The following is an 8,837-nucleotide window of genomic DNA, read 5'->3' as shown; positions in this document are numbered from 1 at the left end:
AATAATTGGAATCATCGTAATAATTATTATATTTGCCCTGCTCCTGCTATTTACCGTAATTATCCCCCTGAGTGCAGAGCATGAAGCTGATACAAGATCTGAACGACTGGACGCAGCAGTAGAGAGTGCGGTGAACCAGGCGATGGAGAATGTACAAGAAACAGGGACGATATTTCAAAAAGAGCCGTCAGTTCCCATGAGCCCGGGTCTGCTTGCCCTGGAAAAACCATTCGAGGAGGAAGAACAGGAAGAAGTGTGATAAAAATTCATCAGGAATCTTCATCTTTAAATAAATGAACGCGAAACAAAGCATATTCTTCCTGATTAATGTAACCCATTTCTTTCAGTTCATCAAGTTTGTGTAGAAGAACCGGAGGAACCTCCTGATACTTTTTCTTTGATTCTGTTTTTTTCAGCCGTTCCCGTTCCTCAATAAATCCGGTCGCCATGATAGCGGAGGGAAGTGCCAGAACTAGTACCCCGGTCAGGGTAACAATACCGGCAATAACCTTTCCAAGTGGTGTTATCGGAATGATATCACCATACCCGACGGTCGTCACTGTCATGACCGTCCACCAGAGGGCAGCAGGAATACTCGAGAAAGATTCAGGCTGTGCGGGGTACTCCACGACATACATGATAGTAGATGAGAAGAGAATGATGAACACCAGAAAAAAGAGCATGATGGCGAATATCTCTTTCTTCCGCCATACCACCCGGCGAAGCTGGATCAGTGAGTCAGCGTACTGGGTAAACCTGCCCAGTTTGAATATCGAAACCAGACGTAGCAGACGGATAATCGTAAAATTTCGGGGGAAAAGGAAGGGAATGAATACCGGCAAAATGGAGAACAGATCAATGAGCAGGTACATCCGGAGGGTATATCTGATGCGGTCGGTAATCATACGGACCGGATGATGAGCAGAGGTGCATGCCCATATCCGGAGAACATATTCGCAGATGAAAACAGCCATACATGCATTGATAATATATGACAGAAGAGACCCGAACTGCTCGGCAACCGGGCGGACGGTAAAGAGTATCACTGCGATGGTATTAATCAGAATTACCACGGCCAATGCTCCATGGATGGCAATAGCGGTCCTGTCATGCCGGGCCGGCTTATCCAGGATGACATGGATACGGTTTTTAATCGATTTGTATCCCACAATATCTCCAAAAACCAATGTTATATCGGCTCTCCCCACATGCCTTCATCATAGGTATATGTTCCAATCCACCGGCTGGTATTTGCCACACGATCGACGGCATTTTCCATGTAAGAAAGGTTCTCCGGAGCAGTAAAGTCTCCATGATAATGGTAAACCGCTTTGATAACAGTGCCATTTCTGACGGTCAGCGTAGCGGTTGGCATATCAGTGATATTCTGGAAGGCATAGGAGTCTGCGAAGCCCATAAACCCGCCTTCAATGAGCCGATCATACAAGTCTCCAATCATAGCAGGATCAGTAGTGGCTGTCATGTTCCCAATAACTTCCACATACCTCCCACCCTCCCAGGCAATCGTGCCATTTCCATAGAGGGAGACCGAATACACCGGGCATGTCCCAAAACACATACCACGCTCAAGGGTTATTTCAATATCGCGGTCCTGCTCACCTGATGAGACTGCGAGAGACGGGGAGATTAGAAAGCATGCCAGTAATATTGCGAAAACTTTCATTGACAGTCTGTTCATACTGGTAATACGTCACGCCGGGTAAAAAATGTGGGGAAGAGGTTATAGGTTACCTGCAGTGGCGGGGATATATGCCGATGGATTAGCATCCAAAGCAGGGCTGCTATTCCCGGATATCTCATCTAACAGACGGTATATCTCCTCGAGTTCATCAGGATGGGAGACTCCTGCCTTCTCATACTGGGCAACTGCAGTTTCAAGTGCAGTTTTTGCCTCACTAAACCGGTTCAGAGAATAGAGCACACGTCCCTTCCCGGCATACGAAGCCCAGTTTGATACTGCGCCTTTTGCATAGGAGATGGCCTGCGAATATGCATCCAGGGCAGAAAGGTAGCGTTTCTGACTCTCAAGGGCAAGACCGGTTCCATACCATGCATCAGATGAAGAAGGCTGGAGTTCTATGGCCTTTTTGAAGGCATTATACGCAGCACGATAGTTCCCCCCATCAAGGGCAGCATACCCTTCTGCGATGTAATCCTCAAACTCTTTCGGAGCTTCTGTGGGTACAGGCGTGTAACCGAAATCCAGCACGGTACTCATCAGATTTGGATCTATCTGTGCCAGCAGCCAGTTCGGAGCGGAGAAGAGACTCCCATGTGACCATCCGTCATCACTGGTAATCATACCGGTAGGGACAAATCCATCAGCATCGGGAGAGCCGGAGTAAAAGACTGGTGCTGCTGCAGCGAATAACGTGCTACCAGAGAGGATGAGTACTGACAGGACCAATATTGGGATCTGAGCAGCAGATTGCATAGAGGATTGATCTCATATGAAAAATAAATAATTTCTCAGCAAAATCAAAAAAAAGATTGGTTTTAAGATCGTTTACCCTGCTTTTTCAAGTGCTTCCTGGGCGGCATCATTCTCCCCAAGCATCTCAAGTGCCTGGGCAAGGTCACGATACATGGAAGCACGTTCATCAGGCATATTCTCTCCGGACTGCTCATACTGGCTGATTGCAAGAGTCAGTGCCTCTTTGGCATTCTCAAACTGATTCAGGGCAAGGTATGATCGTCCCTTCCCGGCGTTCGCACCCCAGCTTGATGCCGGCTTTTTCGAGTATGAGAGGGCTTTGGTATATGCATCAATCGCAGAGAGATACCGCTTCTGGTTCTCAAGAGCAAGACCCCGTCCGTACCATGCCTCGGGAGATGACCCATTTATTGCAAGAGCTTTTTCAAAGGACTTAAGTGCATCCTTATAATTTCCCCCTTCCAGATACGCCCATCCTTCCTTGACAAGGTCCATAGCAGTCGGTTGTGTCGGGGTCGGCTCCACCAGTTTGGTCCCGAAATAATCCATCTTGCTCATCTCTCTGGACTCATCATCAAACTGCTCCAAAAGCCAGTTAGGAGCAGAGAAGAGACTGCCATGTGACCATCCGTCATCAGCTGCCAGCACCCCTGCCGGGACGAGAAGACCAGCGAGGATGAAGAAAAGACATACCACCTTCAGACTCATTCTACAAAGGTTATGAAAAAAAGAATAAAAACATGTCAGGTGGTTCAATATATCCCTTATGATGTATCCCTGCTTCCGTTCTTTTGTTCCTCCTCAAACCGTTTCATCTCAAGTTCCCGAAGATCTTTCCGCTTGATCTTGCCTGAAATTGTTTTTGGAAGTTCTTTAACAAACTCAATCTTTCGGGGGTATTTATAGGGAGCGGTGATGGACTTGACATACTCTTGAATCTCCCGTGCAAGTTTGTCTGATGGTTCATACCCGGCCTTGAGAACGACAAATGCCTTCACAACAAATCCCCTGATGATATCCGGAGAGCCGACCACCGCCGCTTCCTGCACAGCCTGGTGTTCGATGATGGCACTCTCAACCTCAAACGGGCCGATCCGGTACCCGGACGCCTTAATCACATCATCATCACGTCCGACAAACCAGAAATACCCGTCATTATCCTTAATAGCCCGGTCACCGGTATAGTAAAATCCACCCCTGAATGCATTCTCATTTGCCTCTGCATTCCCCCAGTATTCCATAAAGAAACCGACCGGCCGGGGATCTGTTTTGATGGCAATGGATCCTTCTTCACCTGGCTTTACCGGTTTTCCATCCTCATCATGGAGCTCAATCACCCATCCGGGTGAGGGTTTTCCCATGGATCCGTACTTTGGCTCCATACAGGGGAATGTCCCGACACAGAGGACCGTCTCCGTCTGACCGTACCCTTCGTAAATTTCCAGACCGGTTGCATCTTTCCAGGCTTTGATGACCTCCGGGTTGATCAGTTCCCCGGCACTCACACAGTGCCTGAGTTCGGAGAAGTCATACTTTCGCAGGTCTGCCATGATCAGCATCCGGTAAATGGTGGGTGGTGCACAAAACGTGGTAATCCCGTACTTCTCAATCAGCGGAAGCAGTTCGGTTGCATTAAACTTATTGCGGTAATCATACACGAAGACGGCAGCACCCTCAATCCACTGACCAAAGAGTTTTCCCCATGCTGACTTTGCCCATCCGGTATCTGACACCGTAAAATGCAGATCATTACTCCGCACATCATGCCAGAACCGGGCGGTGACGATATGACCAAGCGGGTAGGCCTGGGAGTGAAGCACCATCTTTGGCTCGCCCGTCGTTCCTGATGAGAAGAAGATGACCATGGGATCGGAGGATTTGGTCTTTCTCATCCCTTTCAGATTGATGATCCGCGATGAGACCGGGGCAGGATAGGTCAGTTCACGCGGGTATGAGAGCCACCCGTCACGTGCACCATCCACTACCATCTTTGTCTCGAGTGTCGGGCAGATGGCTGCAATCTCGTCAACCTTATGAGCGTTCTCCATATCGGTGATGACCATCTTTACTTCTGCCGCGTTGATCCGGTATGCCAGATCCTTCGGTGTCAGCATGGTCGGGGCCGGAATATACACCGCCCCAATCTTGATCAGGGCAACAACCATGAACCACCACTCCGGCACCCGGTGGAGCATGATAAGAACCCGGTCCCCTTTGCCAATCTTGTACTTGATCATCATGTTGACGATCTCATTCGATCTCCGGGAGATGTCACGGAATGTGAAGAACTTCTCCGCTCCTTCCTGGTTTGTCCAGACCATGGCAATCTTGTTGCGGTCCTTCTTTGCCCAGGCATCGACCACGTCAAACCCGAAATTGAAGTACTCCGGTATCTCAATACGAAAATTCCGGTACGTCTCCTCATAATTCTGCATATTGTGACGGTGCACAAGCGGAGAGTCGTCAATGATCGGGCTTGAATTCCCACACGGGTAGATCCCATACCCGGAGAGTTTCCGAAGCTGCCGTGTACATGCCTCGTTTATCCAGTCAGAACGGGAGACCTGTCTGACAACACATTCCTGATCGACCCGGCGGGTCAGGTCATCATCCATCGTAATAGAGAACCGAACCATCTGTACTAATCTGGTGCACCAGATTGTAAAAGAGTTGTGAAAGGGTGAACCAGTATTTATACCATGATCTGCTATCCGTTCAGATACCTGTGATCAGGTACCGGTTGTGTTCCCTTCACGCACCATAGTAATGGCCTTTTTCGGACATTCAGCCGCACAGATACCACAGCCCTTACAGAATACCAGGTCAATCTCGTACCTTTCATTAATGACCCCGTCAGGACAGTACATGGCACACATGCCGCATGCATTACACAATTCTCTGTTAACGACCGGCCGGAACACCCGCCAGGTCCCGGTATTGCCACAGGCACCCTCACGAGGCCGTGACATTGCAAGCCTCTCCCTCTTCTCCGCCATCATACCAGCTCCTCATATGCCATCAGAGCAGCCTTCAGATTTCGCTCATCCGAAAACGTCTCCCGAATGGCAGCAGCCGCAGACTCCCGTGAGAACAGACCCATTTTTGCAAGCGCACCGATAACAGGCGTATTCAGGATAGGACTTCCGGCAACCACCAGATTTGTCCGGAGGGCAATCCCGGTGAGATCCACATACCTGACCTGATATCCACGTGCTTTTTCAGGAATTTCCGGTGCATTGATGAGGACCTTTCCGTCCGGTTTTAATCCTTCAAACACATTGACCAGATCGATGATGGACGGATCAAGAACCACAATAAGATCCGGGTTATGGATCTGGGAGTAGATCTTAATGGGCTTGTCATCGATCCGGATAAAGGAGACGATCGGGGCACCCCGCCGCTCTGCACCATAAAACGGAGCCGCAGTTGCATATTTGCCATCCCGGAATGAGGCAAGTGCCATCAGCTTTGCAGCAGTCACTCCTCCCTGACCCCCCCGGGAATGAAGTCTGATCTCATACATCAGGCATCAACTCCAAACCAGAACTCTTCCCCAATACGCCGGTTTCTCACAAAACCTGCAATATCATCGTAGGTTACCTCCTGTCCGCCAAGACCTGCGATAACATTATAGCACTCTTCCCCGGTCTTTGCACGGATGGAGGTTGCCAGAATGCCCCCAAACCCGAATGAGTAGTTCCGGTCAATGACCACCAGCTCACGGCCTTTCAGATCCAGCTGAGGGAAGGGACGAATCCATCTGACCCGCATCGAACCTGCCTTTATTCCCTCGCTCCGAAGGATATCAACGGCAACTTCTGCCTCTTTGCCAAGGGTTCCCATGGCAAGGATGAGCACCTCTGCATCCTCGCACCGGTAGTCCTCCGTCCATGAATACTTCCTCCCGAACCTTTCCGCAAACGCTGCTTCGGTCTCCTGGATCACCTGCACCGAATCCCGCATGGATCGCTCGATATCATACCGGATCCTGAAGTAATCGGCAGACGAGGTCATACACCCGTATCCGGCCGGTGCATCGGTTGAAATGGCATGGTCAAGAACCAGTGGCGGGATGAAATCACCAGCCTGACTCTCCTCCAACTGCTGTGAGATATGGGAGAGGGCAAACCCGTCAAGGTTTATCATCACCGGCAGGTAGACCCGGCGATCCTCAGCGATACGAAACGCCATCAAAGTTGCATCATATGCCTCCTGAACCGTTGAAACATACACCTGGAGCCAGCCGGTATCCCGTGCCTGGAGGGCATCGGTATGTTCAGCCCATACATTCCAGCCTGGCCCGAGAGCACGGTTCACATTGGCCATGACAATCGGGAGCCTGGCACCTGCTGCCCAGTTGACCATCTCATGCATATATAAGAGCCCGTGTGAACTGGTAGCGGTGAACGTCCGGACACCGGTAATACTTGCTCCAATACATGCAGCCATCGCCGAGTGCTCGCTCTCAACCGGGATATATTTTGATTTCAGACTTCCATTTGTCACATAATTGGCGATCTGTTCAACAATCTCGGTCTGGGGGGTGATGGGGTATGCTGCCACAACTGCTGGATTTGCCTGCCGGACTGCTGCAGCGACCGCATTATTCCCGGTGGATATGGTCAGCATAGTCCCTCCGCTTCTGCCTTCAAATGACGTAGGTTTCGTTCAATATCTCCACGGATTGCTTTTATATGCTCTTCTTTCAGACTTGAGAATCGGCCCTGCATTTTAAGATACTCCTCAAGCGGTGCCGGTTTTATCATGGCAGCCTTTGTCGGCCCGCTCAGGGTCAGGGTATCATACTCCCGTTCATACAACGCCCACATCCCGGTTTTTACTGCCATCTTCCCGACTTCGATCGTCTGTGATGCATCATACCGCCAGCCGGGGGGGCAGGGTGCGAGAATATGCATGAACTTGGGGCCTTTGATCGACAACGCTTTCTGAACCTTTTTCACGAGATCCTGCGGATAGGCACTACAGGCGGTTGCCATATATGGCAGGTGATGGGCAGCGATGATCCGGTCAAGATCCTTTTTTACATGCGTCTTCCCGCCCGGGGTGGTGGTTGTCCGGGCTCCGAGCGGTGTAGAGCCTGACCGCTGCATACCGGTGTTCCCGTATGCCTCGTTATCATAGCAGATATACAAAAAGTTGGTCTCCCGCTCAAGTGCTCCGGACAATGCCTGAATACCAATATCCACCGTACCACCGTCACCTGCATAGGCGATCACGTTGGTTTTTTTCCCCATGGATTCAAACGCCGCAGCCATACCTGAAGCAACAGCCGCAGCCGCAGCAAACGCGACATTGTACACCGGTATATTAAACGCGGTATGTGGCCAGACCCCCTGCAGAACACTTGTGCAGCAGGCAGGTACCACCAGAACGGTATCCGGACCGGCTGCCTTAAGCACGTGTCTGAGAATGAGGGACGAGCTGCACCCTGCACAGGCAGACGTGCATTTCATAATGTATTCGCTCGCAAAAGTCCCTGACATGACAATCTGTAGACGTTTGTATGCAATGATAAATAATGATAGTTTTACAGAGCAGGTCTTTTTCAAAACCGGTCAGGCACAGAAAAATCTGCGGCAATGTTCGGGTCTTGATGAGTAAATCGTGCAGCAGAACGATTCGTTCCCGGCAGGTCTGAGAAACGGGCAGGCATCCGGGAACTGATTCATACCATCCCTGTTCTGATACCTGACCAGGTCTTCCCCCCCGATTCGTGCAAAAAAGCGTTCCTTTGTCAGGGTGAAATGACAGAAATGCTGTGAATCACCGATACTTCGTTCAATGAGCATGTACCGTTTCATATGCAGACAGCATTTCCCGCATTGTGTACAGGAATCAGCCATTTGCCACCTCGTGATCATGATAGGCATTAATAGCCTCAAGGAAAGGCTGCCCGTATTGTATGAGCCGTCGTTCACCAACGCCATACACCTGACGTAAATCTTCAAAACACCGGGGTCGGATCTTCGCCATCTCACGCAGGGTGCGGTTTGGAAAAATCCGGAAGGGGGGCATATCCAGCTCGTCTGCAATGCTCTTTCTGACATCCCGGAGGATTTCATAGAGATTGTCCTCGGCAGGACTATCCGCTTCCTCATATCCCCCGCCGGGTAGTGAGGACTGAAACTCCGGCTCACCTATCCTGACCGGAATGATTCCGGCAAGAGCATCCCGTGTCCGGGGGTTCTTTCGCACTACCGGGTACCGGGACCCGTACCGTGAGAGATACCCGCAGGATATCAGCTCACGAATCCAGTACACCCACAGCCCTCTCCGGTGAGGCCTTCCTGAACCAAAACAGGCAAGTGTATCATGCCCGCGTGAAATCACCTTCTCGTCCGGCGTCCCGGATATGATATCA

The 8,837-nt window shown here is 50.5% G+C and carries 12 protein-coding genes; 1 reads left to right on the top strand and 11 read right to left on the bottom strand.

The features are described 5' to 3' along the window. The coding region (locus PLA23_RS07320) for a hypothetical protein (protein WP_324474664.1) at positions 1-259 on the top strand (259 nt) is incomplete at its 5' end. Between the two features lie 10 nt (positions 260-269). Here PLA23_RS07320 and PLA23_RS07315 read toward each other — a convergent pair. From PLA23_RS07315 to PLA23_RS07265, 11 genes are all read right to left on the bottom strand, one after another. Beyond that, entirely contained in the window at positions 270-1,169 is a 900-nt protein-coding gene (locus PLA23_RS07315) for an ion transporter (RefSeq protein ID WP_324330892.1), read from the bottom strand. Between the two features lie 20 nt (positions 1,170-1,189). After that, positions 1,190-1,699, bottom strand: coding sequence for a DUF6438 domain-containing protein (locus PLA23_RS07310; RefSeq protein WP_324330893.1), 510 nt, complete (start codon positions 1,697-1,699; stop codon positions 1,190-1,192). 42 nt (positions 1,700-1,741) lie between these two features. After that, positions 1,742-2,428, bottom strand: a complete 687-nt coding sequence (locus PLA23_RS07305) for a tetratricopeptide repeat protein (protein ID WP_324474662.1) — start codon at positions 2,426-2,428, stop codon at positions 1,742-1,744. 99 nt (positions 2,429-2,527) lie between these two features. After that, complete coding sequence (locus PLA23_RS07300; RefSeq protein WP_324330898.1) at positions 2,528-3,163, bottom strand: tetratricopeptide repeat protein; 636 nt, start codon at positions 3,161-3,163, stop codon at positions 2,528-2,530. A 56-nt stretch (positions 3,164-3,219) separates the two neighbouring features. Further along, positions 3,220-5,091, bottom strand: coding sequence for an AMP-binding protein (locus tag PLA23_RS07295; RefSeq protein ID WP_324474660.1), 1,872 nt, complete (start codon positions 5,089-5,091; stop codon positions 3,220-3,222). 93 nt (positions 5,092-5,184) lie between these two features. Beyond that, positions 5,185-5,454 carry a 4Fe-4S binding protein gene (locus PLA23_RS07290; protein ID WP_502883603.1) on the bottom strand — a complete coding sequence of 90 codons (270 nt, stop codon included), beginning with the start codon at positions 5,452-5,454 and terminating at the stop codon, positions 5,185-5,187. Beyond that, the gene (locus tag PLA23_RS07285) at positions 5,451-5,978 is read right to left on the bottom strand and encodes a 2-oxoacid:acceptor oxidoreductase family protein (RefSeq protein ID WP_324328118.1); all 528 of its coding nucleotides are present in this window, start codon (positions 5,976-5,978) and stop codon (positions 5,451-5,453) included. Before PLA23_RS07285 ends, PLA23_RS07290 begins: the two co-directional genes overlap by 4 nt. Further along, entirely contained in the window at positions 5,978-7,084 is a 1,107-nt protein-coding gene (locus PLA23_RS07280) for a transketolase C-terminal domain-containing protein (protein ID WP_324328120.1), read from the bottom strand. Before PLA23_RS07280 ends, PLA23_RS07285 begins: the two co-directional genes overlap by 1 nt. Continuing rightward, complete coding sequence (locus tag PLA23_RS07275; RefSeq protein WP_324328122.1) at positions 7,078-7,959, bottom strand: thiamine pyrophosphate-dependent enzyme; 882 nt, start codon at positions 7,957-7,959, stop codon at positions 7,078-7,080. Before PLA23_RS07275 ends, PLA23_RS07280 begins: the two co-directional genes overlap by 7 nt. Positions 7,960-8,031: 72 nt before the next feature. Then, positions 8,032-8,319: a YkgJ family cysteine cluster protein gene (locus tag PLA23_RS07270; RefSeq protein ID WP_324474659.1), complete on the bottom strand. Its 288-nt coding sequence runs from the start codon at positions 8,317-8,319 to the stop codon at positions 8,032-8,034. Next, positions 8,312-8,837: HRDC domain-containing protein (locus PLA23_RS07265; protein WP_324474657.1), on the bottom strand; the 526-nt coding region annotated here is incomplete at its 5' end. The genes PLA23_RS07270 and PLA23_RS07265, both read right to left, overlap by 8 nt.

The organism is Methanospirillum sp., assembly GCF_035406105.1.
Lineage (GTDB): Archaea > Halobacteriota > Methanomicrobia > Methanomicrobiales > Methanospirillaceae > Methanospirillum.
The sequence above is the reverse complement of the archived record's forward strand: the minus strand, read 5'-3'. Positions and strand labels throughout refer to the sequence as shown.

Bases quoted from the DNA above. Each gene is read 5' to 3' on its own strand.
- PLA23_RS07295 (WP_324474660.1), bottom strand. From the start codon at position 5,091: ATGGTTCGGTTCTCTATTACGATGGATGATGACCTGACCCGCCGGGTC.
- PLA23_RS07290 (WP_502883603.1), bottom strand. From the start codon at position 5,454: ATGATGGCGGAGAAGAGGGAGAGGCTTGCAATGTCACGGCCTCGTGAG.
- PLA23_RS07310 (WP_324330893.1), bottom strand. From the start codon at position 1,699: ATGAACAGACTGTCAATGAAAGTTTTCGCAATATTACTGGCATGCTTT.
- PLA23_RS07285 (WP_324328118.1), bottom strand. From the start codon at position 5,978: ATGTATGAGATCAGACTTCATTCCCGGGGGGGTCAGGGAGGAGTGACT.
- PLA23_RS07280 (WP_324328120.1), bottom strand. From the start codon at position 7,084: ATGCTGACCATATCCACCGGGAATAATGCGGTCGCTGCAGCAGTCCGG.
- PLA23_RS07300 (WP_324330898.1), bottom strand. From the start codon at position 3,163: ATGAGTCTGAAGGTGGTATGTCTTTTCTTCATCCTCGCTGGTCTTCTC.
- PLA23_RS07270 (WP_324474659.1), bottom strand. From the start codon at position 8,319: ATGGCTGATTCCTGTACACAATGCGGGAAATGCTGTCTGCATATGAAA.
- PLA23_RS07275 (WP_324328122.1), bottom strand. From the start codon at position 7,959: ATGTCAGGGACTTTTGCGAGCGAATACATTATGAAATGCACGTCTGCC.